At 34.2% G+C, this 20959-nt stretch carries 18 protein-coding genes; 10 read left to right on the forward strand and 8 right to left on the reverse strand.

Annotated elements, in window-relative coordinates; genetic code table 11:
* The first annotated feature begins 160 nt into the window (after positions 1 to 160).
* Together H599_RS0106305 and H599_RS0106310 are read left to right on the forward strand one after the other, a co-directional pair.
* Complete coding sequence (locus H599_RS0106305) at positions 161 to 1537, forward strand: MATE family efflux transporter (RefSeq protein ID WP_026713349.1); 1377 nt, start codon at positions 161 to 163, stop codon at positions 1535 to 1537.
* A gap of 30 nt (positions 1538 to 1567) precedes the next feature.
* Complete coding sequence (locus H599_RS0106310) at positions 1568 to 1798, forward strand: hypothetical protein (protein ID WP_026713350.1); 231 nt, start codon at positions 1568 to 1570, stop codon at positions 1796 to 1798.
* Here H599_RS0106310 and meaB read toward each other — a convergent pair.
* A complete protein-coding gene (gene meaB / locus H599_RS0106315; RefSeq protein WP_245600499.1) occupies positions 1795 to 2862 on the reverse strand; it encodes a methylmalonyl Co-A mutase-associated GTPase MeaB in 1068 nt (355 codons plus the stop codon). The two genes, H599_RS0106310 and meaB, sit on opposite strands and share 4 nt — an antisense overlap.
* A gap of 102 nt (positions 2863 to 2964) precedes the next feature.
* Here meaB and H599_RS0106320 point away from each other — a divergent pair, with 102 nt between their 5' ends.
* The 4 genes from H599_RS0106320 to H599_RS0106335 all read left to right on the forward strand — a co-directional run bounded on the left by H599_RS0106320 (position 2965) and on the right by H599_RS0106335 (position 7876).
* Complete coding sequence (locus H599_RS0106320) at positions 2965 to 3876, forward strand: AEC family transporter (RefSeq protein WP_026713352.1); 912 nt, start codon at positions 2965 to 2967, stop codon at positions 3874 to 3876.
* Positions 3877 to 3973: 97 nt separating this feature from the next.
* The gene (locus H599_RS0106325) at positions 3974 to 4612 is read left to right on the forward strand and encodes a peroxiredoxin (protein ID WP_026713353.1); all 639 of its coding nucleotides are present in this window, start codon (positions 3974 to 3976) and stop codon (positions 4610 to 4612) included.
* 239 nt (positions 4613 to 4851) lie between these two features.
* The gene (locus H599_RS0106330) at positions 4852 to 6543 is read left to right on the forward strand and encodes an IPT/TIG domain-containing protein (RefSeq protein WP_026713354.1); all 1692 of its coding nucleotides are present in this window, start codon (positions 4852 to 4854) and stop codon (positions 6541 to 6543) included.
* 4 nt (positions 6544 to 6547) lie between these two features.
* Positions 6548 to 7876 carry a hypothetical protein gene (locus tag H599_RS0106335; RefSeq protein ID WP_155960751.1) on the forward strand — a complete coding sequence of 443 codons (1329 nt, stop codon included), beginning with the start codon at positions 6548 to 6550 and terminating at the stop codon, positions 7874 to 7876.
* A 13-nt stretch (positions 7877 to 7889) separates the two neighbouring features.
* Here H599_RS0106335 and nudK read toward each other — a convergent pair whose 3' ends face one another.
* From nudK to H599_RS0106365, 6 genes are all read right to left on the reverse strand, one after another.
* Positions 7890 to 8471 carry a GDP-mannose pyrophosphatase NudK gene (nudK, locus tag H599_RS0106340; RefSeq protein ID WP_026713356.1) on the reverse strand — a complete coding sequence of 194 codons (582 nt, stop codon included), beginning with the start codon at positions 8469 to 8471 and terminating at the stop codon, positions 7890 to 7892.
* Positions 8472 to 8533: 62 nt separating this feature from the next.
* The gene (locus H599_RS0106345) at positions 8534 to 9805 is read right to left on the reverse strand and encodes an adenylosuccinate synthase (RefSeq protein WP_026713357.1); all 1272 of its coding nucleotides are present in this window, start codon (positions 9803 to 9805) and stop codon (positions 8534 to 8536) included.
* 70 nt (positions 9806 to 9875) lie between these two features.
* Positions 9876 to 10361 (reverse strand): Fur family transcriptional regulator, encoded by a 486-nt coding sequence (locus H599_RS0106350; protein ID WP_026713358.1) that lies wholly within the window; start codon positions 10359 to 10361, stop codon positions 9876 to 9878.
* Between the two features lie 125 nt (positions 10362 to 10486).
* Positions 10487 to 12709 (reverse strand): RelA/SpoT family protein, encoded by a 2223-nt coding sequence (locus H599_RS0106355; RefSeq protein ID WP_026713359.1) that lies wholly within the window; start codon positions 12707 to 12709, stop codon positions 10487 to 10489.
* Positions 12710 to 12797: 88 nt separating this feature from the next.
* Positions 12798 to 13583, reverse strand: coding sequence for a TrmH family RNA methyltransferase (locus tag H599_RS0106360; RefSeq protein WP_026713360.1), 786 nt, complete (start codon positions 13581 to 13583; stop codon positions 12798 to 12800).
* Positions 13584 to 13613: 30 nt separating this feature from the next.
* The gene (locus H599_RS0106365) at positions 13614 to 14297 is read right to left on the reverse strand and encodes a cell division ATP-binding protein FtsE (RefSeq protein ID WP_026713361.1); all 684 of its coding nucleotides are present in this window, start codon (positions 14295 to 14297) and stop codon (positions 13614 to 13616) included.
* A 165-nt stretch (positions 14298 to 14462) separates the two neighbouring features.
* Here H599_RS0106365 and H599_RS0106370 point away from each other — a divergent pair, with 165 nt between their 5' ends.
* Both H599_RS0106370 and H599_RS0106375 read left to right on the forward strand, forming a co-directional pair.
* Positions 14463 to 17474 (forward strand): tetratricopeptide repeat protein, encoded by a 3012-nt coding sequence (locus H599_RS0106370; protein WP_026713362.1) that lies wholly within the window; start codon positions 14463 to 14465, stop codon positions 17472 to 17474.
* A gap of 128 nt (positions 17475 to 17602) precedes the next feature.
* Positions 17603 to 19357 carry a TonB-dependent receptor gene (locus tag H599_RS0106375; protein WP_026713363.1) on the forward strand — a complete coding sequence of 585 codons (1755 nt, stop codon included), beginning with the start codon at positions 17603 to 17605 and terminating at the stop codon, positions 19355 to 19357.
* 66 nt (positions 19358 to 19423) lie between these two features.
* Here the strand turns inward: H599_RS0106375 and H599_RS0106380 are convergent, their stop codons facing one another.
* Positions 19424 to 19969, reverse strand: a complete 546-nt coding sequence (locus tag H599_RS0106380; protein ID WP_026713364.1) for a DUF2911 domain-containing protein — start codon at positions 19967 to 19969, stop codon at positions 19424 to 19426.
* A gap of 154 nt (positions 19970 to 20123) precedes the next feature.
* On the opposite strand from H599_RS0106380, the gene H599_RS0106385 reads away from it, so the two are divergent.
* Both H599_RS0106385 and H599_RS0106390 read left to right on the forward strand, forming a co-directional pair.
* Positions 20124 to 20573 (forward strand): hypothetical protein, encoded by a 450-nt coding sequence (locus H599_RS0106385; protein ID WP_026713365.1) that lies wholly within the window; start codon positions 20124 to 20126, stop codon positions 20571 to 20573.
* Positions 20574 to 20689: 116 nt separating this feature from the next.
* Positions 20690 to 20959: an Asp-tRNA(Asn)/Glu-tRNA(Gln) amidotransferase subunit GatC gene (locus H599_RS0106390; protein ID WP_026713366.1), complete on the forward strand. Its 270-nt coding sequence runs from the start codon at positions 20690 to 20692 to the stop codon at positions 20957 to 20959.

A 20959-nucleotide genomic window follows, 5' to 3' on the forward strand; every position in this document is an offset into this window, starting at 1 on the left:
TGATTTTGTAATATAGTAAAGCTTTAAAAAAATACTCTGTTTTAATATTGAACAATCCTTTCTGTTTTCAGGAAGGATTTTTTTGTTTTTGAATTTTATCCGTTATAAATCTTGTTGTACTGTTGCTTCTGCTTACCTTTGTCGCCCATAAAAAAGAAAAATGTCCTTAGCTACTTATACCAAAGAGTTCTCCTATAATTTACGATTAGCCTATCCTATTATTTTGGGAATGTTAGGTCATACTGTTGTGGGAATTGTCGATAATGTGATGGTGGGGAAATTAGGCCCTTCCGAATTGGCAGCTGTTTCTTTGGCTAATAGTTTTGTATTTATTGCGATGTCGTTAGGAATTGGTTTTTCGACAGCAATTACCCCTTTGGCAGCTGAAGCGGATGGCGGACAAAATATTGAAAAAGGCAGGAGCGTTTTTCATCACGGTTTGTATTTATGTACTTTTTTAGGTTTTTTTCTGTTTGTGCTGGTCTTTTTTGTCAAACAGTTAATTATTTTTATGGGACAGCCCGTTCATGTGGTGGATTTGGCTAAACCGTATCTCGATATCGTCGCTTTTTCGTTGATTCCGCTGATTATGTTTCAGGGTTATAAACAATTTGCCGACGGTATGAGTGAAACCAAATATTCCATGTGGGCAACCATTTTAGGAAATGTGGTTAATGTAGTTTTGAATTATTTATTCATCTACGGAATTTGGTTTTTCCCTGCTTTAGGAATTGTGGGTGCTGCTATAGGAACGATTGTTTCCCGATTTGTAATGCTGGGTTATATGCACTACAAAATGCAGCGAAATCCAAAATTTTATTCTTTTTTTGAAGGTTTTTCAATTAAAGAAATAAAGAAGGAAATGAATCTTAAAATCATCCGATTGGGTGCGCCTTCTTCGATGCAAATGTTTTTTGAGGTAGTCTTATTTACCAGTGCGGTTTGGTTGTCGGGAACGATTGGGGTTGCTAATCAGGCGGCGAATCAGATTGCCTTGAGTCTGGCTTCGTTTACTTTTATGTTTGCGATGGGACTGAGTGTAGCGGCAACTATCAGAGTGGGAAATCAAAAAGGATTGGGCGATTATAAGAAAATGAAAATTGTAGCTTTTTCTATTTTTCTATTGGTGGTTTTGTTGGAAATATTTTTTGCGCTGTTTTTTGTTTTGTTTCATCAGCAAATGCCTGAATTGTTTGTGAATAGGAATGATGTCGCCAATTTAGCGGCCAATACCGAAGTGGTAACGATAGCGGCTCAATTGCTTCTGGTTGCTGCAGTTTTTCAAATTTCAGATGGCATTCAGGTGGTGGTTTTAGGAGCTCTGCGTGGTTTGCAGGACGCTAAAATTCCGATGTATATTACTTTTTTTGCCTATTGGGTTGTAGGTTTTCCGGTGTCGGTTTATTTAGGATTATTTACTCAACTCAAAGCTGTGGGAATCTGGATAGGCTTATTGGCAGGTTTAACAACAGCAGCTTTATTTTTGTATCTTCGCTTCATCAGTTTAACAACCAAATTGATTCTGGAAAAACATTAGAAGCAAATAAAAAATCAAATTATAAATAAAATGGAATTACCAAAATTTGTACTCGGCGACAATACCGATTTTCCGGATGATATTTTTATCATTCATTTAGACTATCCAAGATTCATTATTAATTTAAAAGATGATGAAGTGGAAATTATGGAAGAACCTGAAGATTTGGATGAAGCCGAATTAAATGCCGAAATGGAAAGTTTAATCGAACAGGCGAATGCTTTTTATGACAGAGAAATGGAACGCTATGAGCAGGACTAAGTCCTGAGATTTCTGTAGGTTTCTAATAATAACTGAGCGGCTGCAAAAGGTGAAGTTTCATTGTTTTGCACCGCTTTTTTAGTTTCTGCCAATACATTTTGAATTTGAGGATGGTTAAAAAAATCCTGTTTCAATTGATCGTTAATGGTTTCTGTTAGCCAATATTCATTTTGTTCGACTCTTTTACAGTTAAAATAACCATTGTTTTTGGTTGTTTTTACATAGTTTAAAATAATTTTTTCTACTTCCGGAATACCTTCCTGAGTTTTAGCACTGCAAGTGGTTACTGTTGGAATCCAGGCTGATTTTTTTGGTGCAAAATAATGTAAAGCGCGACTCAATTCTGTTTTTGTTAATGCTGTTTTGGGAATATTGTCTCCATCTGATTTTGTAATGACAATAGCGTCGGCCATTTCCATAATTCCTCTTTTGATGCCTTGCAATTCGTCTCCGGCTCCAGTAATTTGTAATAATAAAAAGAAATCGACCATGCTGTGAACCGCAATTTCACTTTGACCAACACCCACTGTTTCAATGATAATAGTATCAAATCCGGCAGCTTCACAAAGCGTAATGGTTTCCCTGGTTTTTCGGGCTACGCCGCCCAGAGTTTCTCCCGAAGCCGAAGGGCGCACATAAGCATTGGGATCTTTGGATAATTTTTCCATTCGGGTTTTGTCACCTAAAATACTGCCGTGCGAAACGGCACTGCTGGGGTCAATTGTCAGGACGGCTACTTTTTTACCCTGATGAGTCAAATGTTTGCCAAAAACTTCAATGAAACTGCTTTTTCCAACTCCGGGAACGCCCGTGATTCCTATTCGAATGGATGAATTGGCATGTGGTAAGCAGCCATTCATAACTGTATTTGCTTTAGCGAAATGATTCGGATTGTTGCTTTCGATTAAAGTAATCGCCCTACTCAATGCAGTGGTGTCTCCCGCAATAATTTGAGTAATAAGTTCTTCGGCATCAGGTTGTACCATTCTGGCCTGACGAACTTTTTTTAAGACCGAAGGGTTGAAGTTTTCAGGGTTTTCGTGATGGTTTTTATCCTTTTTCAAAATACAGATGCTTTACATAAAAATAATACAATAAAGATAAATATTTTGATAATGCTAATAAGTTTATGATACTAGCAAATTAGTAAATATCTTTGCAGCACTATGATTAATATACTGCTGATTTTTGTCTATTTACTGCTGGGTATTGCTTTGCAATACGTTAAATGGTTTCCTTCCGATAGCTATAAACTCATTAATAAGTTTGTCGTTTACATCTGTCTTCCAGCTTTAGCTTTGTACTATATCCCTAAGGTGCATTGGGATAATCAATTGTTGTACTTGATAGGAGTTACTTGGATAGGTTTTACATTAGCATTTTTTTTATTTCGTTTTTTAGGAAAAAAATACGGCTGGTCTAAGAAACTAGTGGGTTGTTTAATTATTACAGCTGGTTTAGGAAATACGTCTTTTTTGGGCTATCCGATAGTGCATGCATTATATGGTTCCGAAGGTTTGAAGATGGCTATTTTGGTTGATCAGCCGGGTACTTTTGTTGTGCTTTCTACACTGGCAGTCGTGGTGGCTGCGCTTTATTCTAAAGAAGCAACCAGCGGTGCTAAAATAGTGAAGAAAGTCATGTTGTTTCCGCCTTTTATATGTTTTTTGACAGCGGTTTTTGCGAACGTGCTGAATTTTGATTTTCATGATTATTTTCAATTGGCTTTCCGGAAATTAGGCAGTTTGCTTACTCCATTAGCAATGATTTCAGTTGGTTTACAATTGCATTTTGATAGCCGAAGCCAACATTGGAAATTTCTTTGGATTGGTTTGGCTTATAAATTACTAATTACTCCGGCGCTATTGTTTTTATTATATGTTGTTATTTTAAAACAACACGGTTTAATGATTCAGGTGGCCTTAATCGAAGCTGCCATGGCGCCTATGATTATGGCGAGTATTCTGGCTACTTCTCATGGATTAAAACCCCGTTTAAGCAGTATGATGATTGGTTTCGGGATTCCTGTTTCGTTTGTTACACTGGCTTTTTGGTACTTAGTTTTGGAGTATATTTAAAGAGTTTTTTTAGTCTTTAACAAACATTTATCCCTATTAAAAACTACTATTCATATTTTTTGACTAATTTTATAGGACTTATATAAAAATAGAACTTATGGCAACAATACGATTAGGAGATATTGCTCCGGATTTTACAGCAGAGACTACACAAGGTACGGTACATTTTCATGAATGGTTAGGAGATTCATGGGGGGTATTATTTTCTCATCCATCTGATTTTACACCAGTTTGTACAACAGAATTAGGAACGGTAGCTAATTATTTTCCTGAGTTTCAAAAAAGAAATACTAAGGTAATCGCGTTAAGTGTTGATGGATTGGAATCACACTTGAACTGGATTAAAGATATCGAAGAAACTCAAAATGTAACTTTACAATATCCGATTATAGCTGACGAAAATAAAGAAGTAGCTAATTTGTATGATATGATTCATCCAAATGCCAATGATACTTTTACAGTTCGTTCAGTATTTATTATTGGAGCTGATAAAAAAGTGAAATTAATTTTGACGTATCCGGCTTCAACAGGACGTAATTTTGACGAATTATTACGTGTAATTGACAGTTTGCAATTAACGGCTAATTATAGTGTGGCAACGCCAGCTAACTGGAAAGACGGTCAGGATGTGGTGATTTCGCCTTCTATTCCGGATGAAGATATTCCTGCAAAATTTCCAAAAGGATTTCAACGCATTAAGTATTATTTGAGAATGACGCCGCAACCGAATAAATAAGTTGATTAAAAAATAAAAAAGGGAATTCAATACAATTGAATTCCCTTTTTGTTTTATAAAACAATAATATTTTGTTTTGTTGATATGCAATTTTTTTTACAACACATAAGAATAATTGTATATATTTGAGAGCTTAAAAAGTTATAGTAGAGTTTGTTAAAACAAAAATAGAATTATGCTTTTAAGGTTCAAATTTGTGAATTGTTAAAAATCTTTTTTGTAAGTTGATTTGTTGTAATATGAAAAGTCCACTTCTCTTTATTTTAATTTTGGTTACTTTAATTTCGTGTGATAAATCCATTGATGAAGAAGAGCATGTAGCTCCAGTCATATTGAATTTTCCAAATCAAGGGTTGTTAGATCAGCCAATTAATATAAAATTAGAAAATTTTTATATCAATAAAATACAAGTTTTTTTTGATTTAGAGAAGGCGCAAATAAGATATTTATCCGATGAAGAAATTGAGGTTATAGTACCAAGATCTATAAAGAGGAGTAATCCAACTCTCAAGATAATTGATTTAGTTACAAATGAGACAATCTTGAGTGAAGGATTTTTGTTAAAAAAGCCTAGTATAACACATTACAGTACTGATAAGGCAACTTTTGATGAAAATTTTATTATTTATGGTGATAATTTTGACAAAGACAAAAATAGTCTTATTGTCACTATAAATGGAGAAAATGCTGAGATTGTAAGTTCAGATTTTAGTAAAATTGAAGTTAAATTGCCTGATGTCATTAAAAAATCGGATTTAGAAGTTAAAGTTAGAGCGCAACTTCAGGATTTAAAATCAAACTTAGTATTAACTTTACGTCCCCCTGTAATTTCTAATGTTGAAAGTAAAGATATTTGGATAGGAAGCCAATTGACAATTGAAGGTGAAAATTTTAACCCTGATAATAATTTAGGGGAAGCTTTTGTCAATGGAGTACCATGTTATTTTGAGTATTACAATAAAAAACTCTTTATTACTGTACCTCCAGGGCCGTTCAAAGATTTCAAACTAACAAATATAAGCTATAAAACTGTAGGGCAATCCTATTCTTTTGATTGTAATATTCATTTGTTAAACGAAGGGATATTAGTTGATCAGTTGATGGGAAAGCAACAGCAACATTCTGTTTTTGTAAGGAATAATAAGGCATATACTTTTGTATATAAAAATAATAATGTTTATGATTATAATTATGATTATTCGTTATTGGAATTTTCTACAGCAACTGAAAAGTGGACAGAATTAACAGGATTTCATTATAAAGGTTATATTGTTGATGCTGTCTATGATGGAGTAAATAAAGTTTTTTTGTATAAGAAGGCTTATAATTCTGGAATTTATAATTTGTCAGTGCTTGATTTAGATACATTCAGTGAAAAAGAGATTGATTTTCCTTTTAATAATAAAATTGATAATCCCAGAATTTTTTCTTTTCAGGGAGATCTTTATTTTTTTGATGGGTCAATTTATATTAATCCAAATGTAAATACTTTATCTGAACGATATAAGTATTCTAAAATTACTAATACATGGACTTTACTAGATAATTCAACATTTTCCGAGTTGCCAATAGTCAACCCTGGTGGGTCGGGCAATAGTAATTATCTGCACTATAATGGAAAATTATATCTTTCAGATGGAATTAATAATAAAACATATAAGGTTAATTCAGATCTAACAGTAGATACTTATACCTATAGTTTTTATTTTATGTATAATAATATCCTTTTTGGTAGAAGTACTAATGTGTTTAATTTACTCTATAATTTGTATTCTAAAAATAATATCACTCTTCAAAGTAATTTGTTTGCACCTTGTTTTACTTTGAATAATGAAGTTTATTATTTTAATGGTGTAAAGTCTGTTTATTATCAAAATGCTACTCTAACTACTCACAGATTAAGAAAGGAGGTTTTAAATGTTTTATTTTAAAAAATTGTTCAAAGTTTTAGCGTTCGGTTTCTTAATACTGCAAAGTTGTACGAAACAAGAAATAGGTGAAACACATAAAGTTGTTCATCCACAAATTGTTATTACTGGTTTTACTGGTTCAGAAGATCAGGTTATTATTAATTGGAAATTAACAAAGAAACCAGAAATAATTGTTAAAGATTTGATGGTTTTTAGGTTGACAAAGTTTGATAATGAAACTTTGTATCAAGAAAAATTAATTGCTAATCTTCCTTCCAATGAGACTTCTTTTGTTGATGATGAATTACCTTATTATCCGGAAGTAATATATAAAATTGTAATTAGTTATTTTGATGATAAAGAGAAAGTTTATAATGAATACAATTTAGAAACTGAACAAAAGAGTTTTGGACGGGACATTGTTAAATTCTACGATGTTCCTTTTCAAGTTGAAAAGGATTTTGATGATGAAAATTTATTTTATATTCTTGATAAACAGGAAGCTTTTTTAAGAAAATATGATAGTAATAAAAAGAGTTATATAGGTGAAGTTAAATTTGATAAGTCAAATTTCTTTAATGTTAAATTTAAATTGCTAAATAACAAAATATTTTTTTCAGATAATAAAGGAAAGGTTTATGTAATTAATACGGATGAATTTAAAGTTATTGATACTTTCACGGTTTCAGTATTAGACAATTTAAAATTTATTTTTGTTTCAGAACCTCGAATATATTATCGAGATGGTGACATTTTATGTTATTATGATATGGCAAAAAAAATATCAGTTAGAGCAAATATTGTTATTAATTCAGAATTTGGAGAATCATTAGGTCAAAATTATTTTTTGTTCTTATATAGTAAAAATGGGAGTCAAAGCGTGGATATAAAAGGTTTTAATCCGGATAATTGTAATGAGTTAAATTGTTTTCCAGCTTTTACTAATTATCCGCTTGGTAGTTTAAAACCTAATTCAATTGATTCAAATATTTTTTCATGGAATGTAACTAAAACTAAGTTTATAACATCATTTAACGGCTGCGTTTTTAATATTCAAGATTTAAAGCAAGAAGTGAGATTGTCTGATATTACTGGAAAACGTTATTTTCAATTTTCATTTGATGGGAATGGTAATATTTATGGAACCGTGCAGGGGGAAAAATTAATTCATAAATTCAATTCTAACTATGAGTTGGAGGAAACAATTCATACGAAATTATATCCCATTATTACTATGGTTTCAGGAAATGAAATACAAGTAATTGAGACATATGATCCACTTTCGTATTGGGCAACAAACTCTGAATTTTTTACTTTTGATTATAAATCTGTTATCGAAATACTTAAAAAGTAAAAGTTTTTTATTTTTATAGTCCTATATTAATTCTGGCATATTGCAATAACATAATTGTTTTAGCATCTTTTAGTTCGCCGCTGGCAATCATGTTGTAGGCTTCGTCAAAAGGTATTTCTAACACTTCAATGTTTTCCTGTTCTTCTTCCAGTCCGCCACCTTCGCTTACTTTCATAGAAGCGTTATATTCGCCTGTAAAAAGATAAAGAATTTCAGTTATCGCTCCGGGAGACATGTAAGTTTCCATAATTTTTTCGACCTTAGAAATGCGGTAACCTGTTTCTTCTTCGGTTTCTCTGATGATGCATTGTTCCGGTTCGTCCTGATCTAATAAGCCGGCACAAACTTCAATCATCATTCCGCTTGTATTGCCGTTTAAATACGTTGGTAAACGAAACTGGCGGGTCAAGATGATGTTTCTGTTTTCTTTGTTGTACAGTAAAATAGCCGCTCCGTTTCCGCGGTCATAGACTTCTCTTTTTTGGGTAATAATGCTGTTGTCGGCTTTGTGGTAATTAAAAGTTACATTGTTGAGTATGTACCAGTTATCTGAAAGTAATTCTGTTTTTTGAATGTCTATTTTTGGGTTGTGCATAAAGGTGTGATAGTTTTGGATATAAAAAAACGCTCTGAAAATTCAAAGCGTTAGTTGTCGTCTTATTTCGTGATAGTTTGTTTTCTGTCAGGACCAACAGAAACAATCTTAATAGGCACTTCAAGCTCTTTTTCGATAAATTCGATATATTCTTTTAATTCAACCGGTAATTCATCATAAGTAGTCATTCCTGTTAAATCCTGTTTCCAACCTTTGAATTCTTTGTAAACCGGAGTAACATTTTCTTCTTCTACATTGTATGGGAAATGAGCAATGTTTTTTCCTTTGTAGTTGTATTCTGTGCAAACTTTTAAAGTATCAAAACCAGAAAGTACATCCGCTTTCATCATCATTAACTGGGTTACACCATTAACTTGTACCGCATATTTCAAAGCAACTAAGTCTAACCATCCGCAACGTCTGGCTCTTCCGGTTACAGAACCAAATTCGTTTCCTACTTTAGCCATAGTAGCACCTACTTCGTCAAAAAGTTCTGTTGGGAATGGACCGCTACCTACACGAGTGGTATAAGCTTTGAAAATTCCGTAAACTTCTTTGATTTTGTTTGGAGCAATTCCTAAACCGGTACAAGCTCCGGCAGCTGTAGTGTTAGATGAAGTTACAAATGGGTAAGTTCCAAAATCAACATCTAATAATGAACCCTGAGCTCCTTCGCATAAAATAGATTTTCCTGCTTTTTGAGCCTGATACATATATTCTTCGCTGTCGATGAATTCTAATTTTTTGATTTCATCGATAGCTTCAAAAAATTCTGCTTCTAATTCAGTTAGATTGTATTGTAATTCTACACCGTAGAAAGCAATCATTGCTTCGTGCTTGTCAGCAAGTGAACGGTATCTTTCTTTGAAGTCTTCTAATTCGATGTCTCCTACACGCAATCCGTTTCTACCTGTTTTGTCCATGTAAGTTGGACCAATACCTTTAAGGGTAGAACCAATTTTTGCTTTACCTTTAGAAGCTTCAGAAGCGGCGTCTAATAAACGGTGAGTAGGTAAGATTAAGTGTGCTTTTCTGGAAATGATTAATTTCTTTTTGATATCCATATCAAATTTAGCCAATCCTTCGATTTCTTTTTGAAAAACTACAGGATCGATTACAACACCATTTCCAATAACATTTACCGCTGATTTATGGAAAATTCCGGAAGGAATGGTTCTAAGTACGTGTTTTATTCCGTCAAATTCTAAAGTGTGTCCGGCATTTGGACCTCCTTGAAAACGGGCGATAATATCGTAATTTGAGGTAAGAACGTCAACAATTTTTCCTTTTCCTTCATCTCCCCATTGTAATCCTAGTAATAAATCTACGGTCATTTTAATTTATTTATTAATCTTTAATTTGTTTTAGCAGACATTAATAAATCTGCGTTTTTAACTAAATGTGTTATTGATTTTCTTCTTTTTGTTCTTCTTTTTTGGATCCTTTTTTGGTGCCGTAAAAATACAAGGAATGATTGGAAATTTCTACATCAAAAATTTCTTCGATGGTTTTTTTGATGGTTTGTATTCTTGGGTCACAAAATTCAATCACGTCACCGGTATCGGTCATAATAAGATGATCATGTTGTTTGTCAAAATAGGATTTTTCATAATGTGCCTGATTTTGTCCAAATTGATGTTTGCGAACCAAAGCACAGTCTAACAGTAACTCAATAGTGTTGTACAGCGTAGCTCTACTCACACGGTAGTTCTTGTTTTTCATTTTGATATACAGATTTTCGATATCAAAATGCTCTTCGCTTTCATAGATTTCCTGAAGTATAGAGTAACGTTCAGGCGTTTTTCTATGCCCGTTTTTTTCAAGATACATTGTAAAAACATTTTTTACAATCTCCTGATTTTTGTCGTTATTTGTGGAAATAAGTGTCATATTCGGCAAAGATAAATTATTATTTTAATAGTTTTCAAGTTTAAGTGCTTATAAGAGAATAATTTTGTTCTTTTTGTTTAGAAATGCATTGGAGATTTCTGAAAGAATTAGAGAAAAACATTCTCTTAATTTTTATAAACTCTGGTTACACGGTCAATTCCGTCAATTTTTTTAATATTTTCAATTAATTTTTTCAAAATAGTAATATTCTGAACAATTACGGTAAGTTGCCCTTTGAAGAGTCCGGCTTCACCGCTCAAAGAGATACTTTGAATGTTAACATTCATATTGTTTGAAATAACTTTGGTTAATTCATTAGTTAAACCAATGGTATCCATTCCGGTAATATTCAGGGTAGCCTTGAATTCCTGTTGAGAAGAGTCAATCCATTTGGCCTGCATGATGCGGTAAGCATAATTAGATTGTAAAGAAATAGCATTTGGACAGTCTTTTTTATGTACTTTGATTCCTTCATTAATAGTTACAAAGCCAAAAACCTGATCTCCCGGGATAGGATTACAGCAACTGGCCAATTTATAGTCTAATTTGTCCTGTTCTTTTCCAAAAACAAGTAAATCATAGTTGTTGTTGATTACCGGCTTATGAATGTCAGTGTCGGCGGTATTGCTGCCCGGACGTTTGATTTTATTTTTAAAGAAATTAATTAAAGTGTTGCTTTTTTGGGCAGCAAAATCCTTTAATTGTTGGTTGTCAATAGTTCCCAGACCTACACGGTAAAATAAATCCAGACTGGTTTTTAAGTGGAAATAATTTACCAACTCATTGACCACCGTTTCGTTCATGTTGATTTTTAGGTGTTTCAATTTTCGGGTAAGAACTTCTTTTCCTTCTTCGGCAATTTTCTTTGTGTTTTCGTTAAGAACGTTTTTGATTTTATTTTTAGCTCTCGAAGTGGTTACATAATCTAACCAGTTGGCCGTAGGTTTTTGATTAGGCGAAGTGATAATTTCTACCTGATCTCCACTTTTTAATTCGTGGTTCAAAGGAACTAATTTTCCATTCACACGGGTTCCGCGGGTTTTAATACCAATTTCGGAGTGAATACTGAAGGCGAAATCGAGAGAAGTTGCTCCTTTAGGCAATGATTTGATGTCTCCTTTTGGAGTAAAAACATAGATTTCTTTAGAATACAAATTCATTTTGAAATCTTCGACAAAATCAATTGCGTTAGTTTCGGAGTTTTCTAAGGCTTCTCTCAGTAAGTTGAGCCAAACATCTAAACCGCCTTCTTCCGAATCTCCATTTTTGTATTTGTAATGCGCAGCATATCCTTTTTCGGCAATTTCATCCATACGTTCAGACCGTACCTGTACTTCCACCCAACGTCCTTTTGGTCCCATTACAGTGATGTGCAGGGCTTCATATCCGGTAGATTTAGGAGAAGAAATCCAGTCTCTTAATCGGCTGGGGCTGGGTCTGTAATGATCGGTAACGATAGAATATATTTTCCAGGCGATGAATTTTTCATCATGAGGATCGGATTTATAGACAATTCGCAGCGCAAATTTATCGTAAACTTCGTCAAAAGTTACGTTTTGGGCTTTCATCTTTCTACGAATCGAATAGATAGATTTTGGTCTCCCTTTTATGATGTAGTCAATGCCTTCAGCATCTAAAGAAGCTTTTAGTATATCTGAAATGTCTTTGATATAAGCATCCTGCTGTTCTTTGGTTTCTTTGATTTTACTTACTATTTCATTATAAACTACTGGTTCAGTATATTTTAATCCTAAGTCTTCCAGTTTGGTTTTGATGTTGTAAAGTCCTAGACGATGTGCTAAAGGCGCATAAATGTATAAGGTTTCCGAAGCAATTTTTACCTGTTTGTAATCATCCATGGATTCCATGGTTTGCATGTTGTGTAATCTGTCGGCAATTTTTATCAGAATTACACGAACATCATCATACAAAGTCAATAACATCTTGCGGAAGTTTTCGGCTTGCATGGACACATTCATATCTTTTTGTACAATGGAAATTTTGGTTAAACCCTCCACCAGATGGGCAACTTTGGGGTTGAACATGCGTTCAATATCTTTAACCGTTGTAGGTGTGTCTTCAACCACATCGTGCAATAAGGCTGCGGCAATGGAAGTGGCTCCCAGTCCAATTTCGGAAGCTACAATTTTAGCAACGGCGATTGGATGGAAAATATAAGCTTCGCCTGATTTTCTTCTTTGGTCTTTATGTGCTTCAACAGCAACGTCAAATGCTTTGCGTATTAGTTTTTTGTCTTCCGTGGTTAAAGTTTGGTAACTGATACGTAGTAATTCTTTGTATTCCTGAGCAATTGCTTTGTTCTCTTTTTCGATATCTATTTCTGTCATAATTGCAGGGTTGATTTTCTAAAAATAGCGATAAGTTCGCATATATGCAATAGGTTAGTTTAGAAGGCAGGTTTCAGATTTTGGAATGCTAAAATCCTCTTTGTCTTTTGGCTTCAAAAATTAAGATGGCGGCAGCAACCGAAACGTTCATACTGTCGATTTCACCTTGCATTGGGATAATGATATTTTGTGTAGCGGCATCACGCCATTCCTGAGTGAGTCCGGTGGCTTCGGTACCAACAACCAAAGCGGTTGGTTCGGTGAAATTCTGAGTATGATAACTGGTTGAATTTTGCAAAGTAGCGCAGTAGAAATTAATGTTTTTTTCTTTTAAAAAAGCGATAATTTCAGTGGTGCCTGCTGTTGCAATTTGATTGGTAAATAGACAACCCACGCTGGAACGCACGATATTAGGGTTGTATAAATCGCTTTTTGGATTGGCAATAATTACGGCGTCCAGATTAGCAGCATCAGCGGTGCGTAAAAGTGCACCAATGTTTCCTGGTTTTTCAGGAGCTTCAGCTACTAAAATTAATGGGTTTTCCGATAGTTTTAAATCTGAAAGTTGTAAAGATTTGGATTGGGCTACTGCCAAAACACCTTCGGTGGTTTCGCGATAGCTTAGTTTTTGATAAACTTCTTTATTTATTTCTATAAAATCGGTATGAAGAGCTAGTTTTTTAGCTTCGGTTTCGCTGCAAATTTCAGGGTAAAATAAAAGCGTCTGAATTTTGTAATGCCCTTTTATGGCTAATGAAATTTCGCGAACGCCTTCGATTAAAAAAGTGCCGGTTTGTTTTCTGTTTTTGGCTTTTTCCTGTAATAATACTAAAGATTTTATGAATGGATTTTGAATGGATGTAATTTGTTTCAAGAGATTCTAAATTTTAGTATTTACGGTATTTTAAACGGTTCTTTGAACGACTTCGAAAATTTTAGAATCTTCGCATTTTAGTGTTTTTGAAGGAAATTTCATCAATAAGGCGTAGTCGTGAGTAGCCATAATGATGGTTTTTCCGTTAGCATTGATTTTTTTCAAAACATCCAAAACTTCCACGCTGGTTTGCGGATCTAAGTTTCCTGTAGGTTCGTCGGCTAAAATAAGTTCCGGGTCGTTTAATAAGGCTCTTGCAATGGCAACACGTTGTTGCTCTCCGCCGGAAATTTGGTGTGGCATTTTTTGAGCGTAATTTTTCATACCTACTTTATCCAAAACTTCTTCGATTTTGCGATCCATTTCGTTTTTGTCAGTCCATCCCGTTGCTTTAAGTACAAAAAGCATATTGTCTTTGATGGAACGATCCGGCAAAAGTTTGAAGTCCTGAAAAACTATCCCGATTTTACGTCTTAAAAACGGAATATCGTTTTCTTTAAGGGTTTCTAAATCAAAGTCTACAATGTGTCCCTGACCTTCTGTTAGTGGTAAATCGGCGTAAAGGGTTTTCATTAAACTACTTTTTCCGGAACCTGTTTTTCCAATGATGTAAAGGAACTCGCCGTGGTTTACTTCGAGATTAACATTTGATAAAACTACTTTATCTTCCTGATAAATGGTTGCGTTTTTTAATGACAGTACAGCTTGAGACATAGTTAACATTTGTTTATGGTGTAAAAGTAATTATCAATTATGAAATAGCAATATCAATTGTTGGTTTTTTATGCCCTGTTAAAAGATTTGTTCATAATAAAAGCTAATTGTATAACGTTATAAAGCCTGTAATATGATATATTTGAAGAATAAAAAATAGAAAAAATGCGCAAATTTTCCTGGCTACTCTTTTTATTGGTTTTAGCTAAAACCAATTCGCTTTCGGCACAAGAATCATCCATATATACCAGTAAACTAAAAGAATTTGACAGAGCGGTTTCTTTGTACAAAGACAATCAGTACGCTTCGGCACAATATCTTTTTGAAAAAGTAAAAGCAACTACTCAGGACGAAGAAACCAGATCCGACTGTACCTATTATGATGCCAGTTGTGCGGTGCGTTTGGGTCACGCCAATGCGGATGTTTTGATGGAATCTTTTTTAGAAACCTATCCAACAAGTTCTAAAAGCAATCAGGCTTATACCGAAGTGGCACATTATTATTTCAATCAGGGAAATTATAAAGAAGCGCTGCGTTGGTTTGAAAAAACCGATGAAAGTCAGTTAAGTGCAAAAGATAAAGACCGTTTTAATTTTCAAAAAGGTTACAGTCTTTTTAATTCCAATGACAAAAAAGAAGCTTCGAAATATTTCAATAAAGTGCTGAACTCTGAAACTTATGGGCCTCAGGCTAAATATTATCTGGGTTTTATGGCTTATGAAGGAGATAATTATCAGGAAGCCAATAAGTATTTTGATCAGGTAGCCACTGATGAAAAATATGCTGAAAAGTTATCGTATTATCAGGCGGATATGAGTTTTAAATCCGGGAATTTTGAGAAAGCCATCGGGCAGGGACAAAAAGCAATGGCAAAATCGACTCCTGCTGAAAAATCAGAATTGAATAAAATTATTGGCGAAAGCTATTTTAACCTAAAAAAATACAACGAAGCGATTCCGTATTTGGTCGCCTACAAAGGAAAAAGAGGAAAATGGAATAATACCGATTATTACCAATTAGGTTACGCTTACTACAAACAAAATGATTATGAAAATGCAATAGCGCAGTTCAATAAAATCATTGGAGGGAAAGACGGCGTGGCACAAAATGCCTATTATCATTTGGGAGAAAGTTATTTGAAACTAAACCAAAAACAGCAGGCTTTGAATGCTTTTAAAAATGCTTCCGAAATGTCTTTTGATGAGGCGATTCAGGAAGATGCCTATTTGAATTATGCCAAATTGAGTTATGAATTAGGGAATTCTTATCAAAGTGTGCCTTCGGTGTTGTTAGGTTTTATCAACAAATATCCAAATAATCCAAATCGTTCCGTAGTAGAAAAATTATTGATTGACTCTTATATTTCTTCTAAAAATTACAAGGAGGCTTTGGTTTTATTAGAGAAAAATAAAAGCCCTGAAAATAAACTGGCTTACCAAAAAGTGACTTTTTACAGAGGATTGGAATTGTACACCGACAGAGATTATGATACGGCTTTGCAGATGTTTCAAAAATCGCTTGCTAATACAAGTGATGCGCAGTTTACTGCCAGAGCTACTTTCTGGAAAGGAGAAACCGAGTATGTGTTGAATGATTATAATAAATCCTTGTTGAGTTTCAGGCAATTTGTTGGAATGGCTGCTGCGGCATCGACTCCGGAATTTAAAAACAGCAGTTATAATGTGGCTTATGCTTATTTTAAATTGAAAGAATACGATGCGGCCGGAGATGCTTTCCAAAAATTTATCGATAAGGTAAAAGATGATAAAGTTAGAATTACCGATGCTTATTTGCGTTTAGCCGATTGCCGATTTGTGACTTCGAAATACTGGCCGGCTATGGATGCTTACAATAAAGTTATCGAATTGAAAAGCGTTGATGCAGATTATGCTTATTATCAAAAAGCCTTGTGTTATGGTTTTGTTTCCAGAAACGACAGAAAAATTGAAGATTTGAATTCGTTTATTCAGGCTTATCCAAAATCATCTTACCGTGATGATGCTTTGTTCGAATTAGCGAATACTTATGTGGCGACCGACAAGCAGGATTCAGCCTTGAAAACTTATGATAAATTAATAGCCGAATATAAAACTGGCGCTTTTACTTCAGGAGCTATTTTGCGTCAGGGATTGGTTTATTATAATTCCGACAGAAGTTCGGAAGCTTTGATGAAATTTAAAAAAGTAGCAGCCGAATATCCAAAAACATCCGAAGCCTTAGAAGCAGTGGCAACTGCAAGATTGATTTATGTAGATAGCGGAAAAGTAGATGAATATGCCACCTGGGTGAAAACTTTAGATTTCGTTGCAGTTACCGATGCTGATTTGGACAACGATACTTTCGAATCGGCAATGAAACAATTTGATCAAAATAATACCACTCAGGCGATTTCAGGATTCAGAGCTTATATTTCGAGTTTTCCAAATGGAATTCACGCTTTGAAAGCTAATTTTTATTTGGCTCAGGCTTATTTTGCCGAAGGACAAAAAGACAAAGCGGTGCCTAATTACGAATATGTAGTTAATGAACCAAGAAATGAATTTACCGAACAATCCTTAACCCGATTAGGACAAATTTTATTGAGCGGCAGTTCGAAAGAAAAGGCGATTCCGGTGTTATTGCGTTTGGAAAATGAAGCCGATTTGTATCAAAATAAGGTTTTTGCTCAATCGAATTTGATGAAATGTTATTATGAAAAGAAAGATTATAATAATGCGGTAGTGTATGCTGATAAGGTTTTGTCAAATCCAAAAACAGATGATAATGTAAAAAGTGATGCGCAAATTATCATCGCGCGTTCGGCTATGCAAACCGGAGATGAATCTAAAGCTAAAACGGCTTACGCCAAAGTGCTTCCAATAGCCAAAGGGGAATTGGCAGCTGAAGCGTTGTATTATGATGCTTATTTTAAAAACAAAGAAGGGAAATTTGAGGCTTCTAATACTTCGGTTCAGAAATTAGCGAAGAGTTATGCCACTTATCGTTATTATGGTGCCAAAGGTTTGATTTTGATGGCTAAAAACTTTTACGGATTGAAAGATAGTTTCCAGGCAACTTATATTTTGGATAGTGTGATTCAGAATTTTTCAGATTATCCGGATGTGGTTGCTGAGGCGCAAACAGAGTTGAGTGCTATAAAAGCAGAAGAAGCTAAAACGAATTCGTCGGTTAAATAAAGTTAGAAGAAAGAAGTAAAAAACAAGAGTATAGAATTAAGAGTGGAAAGAACATAATCTGGATTTGCCGTTTTTATCTTTTTTCTGGTTTCTTTTCTCTTTCTTCTTAAATATAAAAAATAAAAAATATGAAATTCAATTTCCAAAATAAAATAATAACAAGTCTGTTTTTGATGGTTTTGCAATTTTCTTTTGCTCAAAAGAAAAATACAAACATTGGTTCGGAAGAGGTAAATATTGTAAAACCATATACGCCAACGGTTTCGGATGCATCCAAAATTCAGGAATCACCGGTTTTGGATGATGAAGGAAATGCGAAGAAAGAAACCATCAAGTATTCCATTTTTTCATTTCCGGTAGCTTCTACTTTTACACCTGCTAAAGGGAAAGCGGAAGGTGTGGAGAAGGAGGCTAAAGAAAAATTTTATAACAATTATGTTACTATTGCCGGAGGGAATTATGGTCATCTTAATGCCGAATTATTTGTTAATCAGGACTTGGAAAATAATGATTATGTAGGCGGAATGTTTCGTCATTTTTCTTCTCAGGGGGGTATCAATAATGTGAAATTGGATAACTGGTTTTACGATACGGCTTTGGATGCTTTTTATGGCGCTAATTACGATAAAATGTCCTGGAATGTTGATTTAGGGTATCAAAATCAGGTGTATAATTGGTATGGTTTGCCAATGGATTTCGGGAGTTCGTTAAGTACAACTGACAGAAATACTTTGATTGGGAATATTGATTCAAAACATTCGTATAACGGCATTTCTTTAGGAGGAAAAATGCAGTTTTATGAAGGTGCTTTTAAAGAGCTTTCTTTGAAATACAAACATTTTGCGGATAGTTTTGATTCGTCTGAGAATCGTTTTTATATTAAACCTTCTTTGCGATTTGATGTTTCGGACCAATTTGTGAAAACCGATATTATCGTGGATTATGTGGGCGGAAGTTTTGCTGAAAATTATGAAAATACCAATACGGAGAAGCTGAAATATGGTTTTACTAATATTGGAATAGCGCCAAGTTTAAATTTACAGGAAAATGGTTGGGATGTAAATTTAGGAGTGAAATTATTTTATAGTATGGACAGAGAAGGGAGTGATAATCGATTTTTAATCTATCCAAATATTAATGTTTCTTATCCGGTTGTGGAAGATTTGATGATTTTTTATGCCGGTGCCGAAGGGAATTTGGAGCAAAACTCCTATAGTGATTTTGTAAGCGAAAATCCGTTTTTGTCTCCTACTTTAGGTGTTTCTCCAACGGATAAACAATATGATATTTTTGCCGGGCTGAAAGGGAAATTAGCTTCCAGTGTGAGTTATAATTTACGTGGTTCTTATGTTAATGAACGCAATAAATCCTTGTACAGAAGTAATGATTATACAGAGAATGCGGCTAATGAAGATTATGCTTTTGGAAATTCTTTTCAGGTGATTTACGACGATGTGCGTACTTTTAGATTTTCGGGAGATTTGAAAGCCGATTTTTCTCAAAATGTAAGTTTTGGAATTGGAGGAACTTTTAGCAGCTACAAAAACAGTGTGGAGCAGGAAGCCTGGAATTTACCAACAGTTGAAGTGAATTCATCATTGGATTTTAATATTACGCCAAAATGGTATGCCGGTGCAAAGGTGTTTTATGTAGGCGAAAGAAAAGATATGCAAAGCAATACCGATTTAGTTTCCGAAGGAACTCCGGTGAAATTAGGGAGTTATTTTGATTTGAATTCGCATGTGGGTTATAAATATAATTCGCAGTTAACCGGATTTTTGAAATTGAATAATATGACGAATAAATCCTATCAAAAATGGATGAATTATCCGGTTCAGGGACTTCAGGTTTTGGTGGGTGTGAATTATAAATTTGATTTTTAGTATTTAACCACAATCCCGATAGCTATCGGGATTGTGGTTAAATTGAAAACTTTTTGGTTGAATAAATTATTCTGTAAACGGAATCGCAACTCGGGTTTTGTCCCAACCTAAGTTTAAAATCATTCCGTTATCTCCTTTGGTGAAAACCATCGAAAAAGCTTCTAAAGCATCTTCTGCCTGTGTTGCAGGAACGTTTAATCGGGCGACATCATTGGCTTCTTTATAACTGTATGCTCCCCAAATATTAACGTCTTTGTTTAAAATAATGGTCCATTCTTTTTTATTTGGAATGGTATATAAAGAATAAGTTCCCGCTTTGATTTTTGTTTTTCCAAAATTAACATCTTTGTAAAAAGTGATTTCGGTGGCTTCGTTAGCTCCGGTACGCCAAACTTTTCCGGCAGGAGTCAATTCGCTTAAAGCACGACCTTTTAATTGTGGGCGGCTGTAAATTACCTTGGCTGTTTTTGTTGGGATTTTGCTGTCAGTAGGAAATAAGGCTTCGTCCATTGGGCTTTTGTCTAAACCTGGAAATTTTTGTGCCTGAGTAGTTGTGGTCAAAAATAGAAACAATCCCAAAGTGACTGCGGTAATAAAATTTGATTTTTTCATAATACTTTTAAACGTTAGATTAATAATAGAATGTTTACGAAGTTAATTAAAAATTTGTTAGCTTTTTGGGTTCGAAATTTTAAATCCGACTGAAAAAGTGGAATATTGTGATAATGCATTAAATTTGCAGACGCTTGGCTAAAAAAAACTCCAGATGACTTTCAAACAAAAAATACATCAATATTATTCCCGAATGGTGGAAGACCGGATTGATGCTTTTCGGGATATGATTTCGGCTTTGACTGAAGATTCTAAAAGCGATGCCAAAGGTTCGGCTGGTGATAAGCACGAAACGGCTTTATCGATGATGCATCTGGAACAGGAAAAATTCAATACCAAACTGAGAGAAGTTTTAGATCAAAAAGCAGTTTTGGATAAAATTGATGCTTCGATAAATGCAAAAACAATCGCTTTAGGAAGTTTGGTAAAAGCCAACGGGATTTTTTTATATGTTTCATTGGCTTTGCCAAAAATAAATATTGAAGGTGTAAATGTAATTGCTTTGTCGCCTCAATCGCCATTGGGAAATAAATTAATGGGGAATTCCGTGGGATTTACTTTTGAAATTAACGGGACAAAGTATTTGATTGAGAGTGTGGAGTAGATTCTTTCTTGGGGCTCTTTTGTACAATTGAAATCATTTAAAAAAACATCATACCCTAAAAAAACTTTTTGTAATTTCGCGAGCTTAAAAGTTTGACTTTAAAACTACATAAAATTATGAGTAAAATAATGACAGTCGACATATTGTCGAGTATTAAAGGAGCGCAGCCTTCGGAGAGCGTGAACCAATTGTTTGAGGTGATTAAAAATGCACATCCATCAAATGAGAATTCCTTAAATAATGTCAATCATAATTGTGTTTCGGTTGGTGATTTAAGGGAAGATGTGGTGGTGGAAAGTTCGGCTATTGAAAAAGAAATTATTATAGAAAACTTCCCAAACAAGAAAAACGGATTTTTGGTAGTTGCTAAAGTTATAGAAGGATAA

Origin of the sequence: Flavobacterium daejeonense DSM 17708, assembly GCF_000425425.1 — a bacterium.
GTDB lineage: Bacteria > Bacteroidota > Bacteroidia > Flavobacteriales > Flavobacteriaceae > Flavobacterium > Flavobacterium daejeonense.

Coding starts and splice junctions, on each gene's coding strand:
- H599_RS0106350 (WP_026713358.1), bottom strand. CDS start 10,361: ATGACACTTATTTCCACAAATAACGACAAAAATCAGGAGATTGTAAAA.
- H599_RS0106385 (WP_026713365.1), top strand. CDS start 20,124: ATGACTTTCAAACAAAAAATACATCAATATTATTCCCGAATGGTGGAA.
- H599_RS0106370 (WP_026713362.1), top strand. CDS start 14,463: ATGCGCAAATTTTCCTGGCTACTCTTTTTATTGGTTTTAGCTAAAACC.
- H599_RS0106305 (WP_026713349.1), top strand. CDS start 161: ATGTCCTTAGCTACTTATACCAAAGAGTTCTCCTATAATTTACGATTA.
- H599_RS0106375 (WP_026713363.1), top strand. CDS start 17,603: ATGAAATTCAATTTCCAAAATAAAATAATAACAAGTCTGTTTTTGATG.
- H599_RS0106365 (WP_026713361.1), bottom strand. CDS start 14,297: ATGTCTCAAGCTGTACTGTCATTAAAAAACGCAACCATTTATCAGGAA.
- nudK (WP_026713356.1), bottom strand. CDS start 8,471: ATGCACAACCCAAAAATAGACATTCAAAAAACAGAATTACTTTCAGAT.
- H599_RS0106345 (WP_026713357.1), bottom strand. CDS start 9,805: ATGACCGTAGATTTATTACTAGGATTACAATGGGGAGATGAAGGAAAA.
- H599_RS0106330 (WP_026713354.1), top strand. CDS start 4,852: ATGAAAAGTCCACTTCTCTTTATTTTAATTTTGGTTACTTTAATTTCG.
- H599_RS0106320 (WP_026713352.1), top strand. CDS start 2,965: ATGATTAATATACTGCTGATTTTTGTCTATTTACTGCTGGGTATTGCT.
- H599_RS0106325 (WP_026713353.1), top strand. CDS start 3,974: ATGGCAACAATACGATTAGGAGATATTGCTCCGGATTTTACAGCAGAG.
- H599_RS0106355 (WP_026713359.1), bottom strand. CDS start 12,709: ATGACAGAAATAGATATCGAAAAAGAGAACAAAGCAATTGCTCAGGAA.
- H599_RS0106380 (WP_026713364.1), bottom strand. CDS start 19,969: ATGAAAAAATCAAATTTTATTACCGCAGTCACTTTGGGATTGTTTCTA.
- H599_RS0106390 (WP_026713366.1), top strand. CDS start 20,690: ATGAGTAAAATAATGACAGTCGACATATTGTCGAGTATTAAAGGAGCG.
- H599_RS0106310 (WP_026713350.1), top strand. CDS start 1,568: ATGGAATTACCAAAATTTGTACTCGGCGACAATACCGATTTTCCGGAT.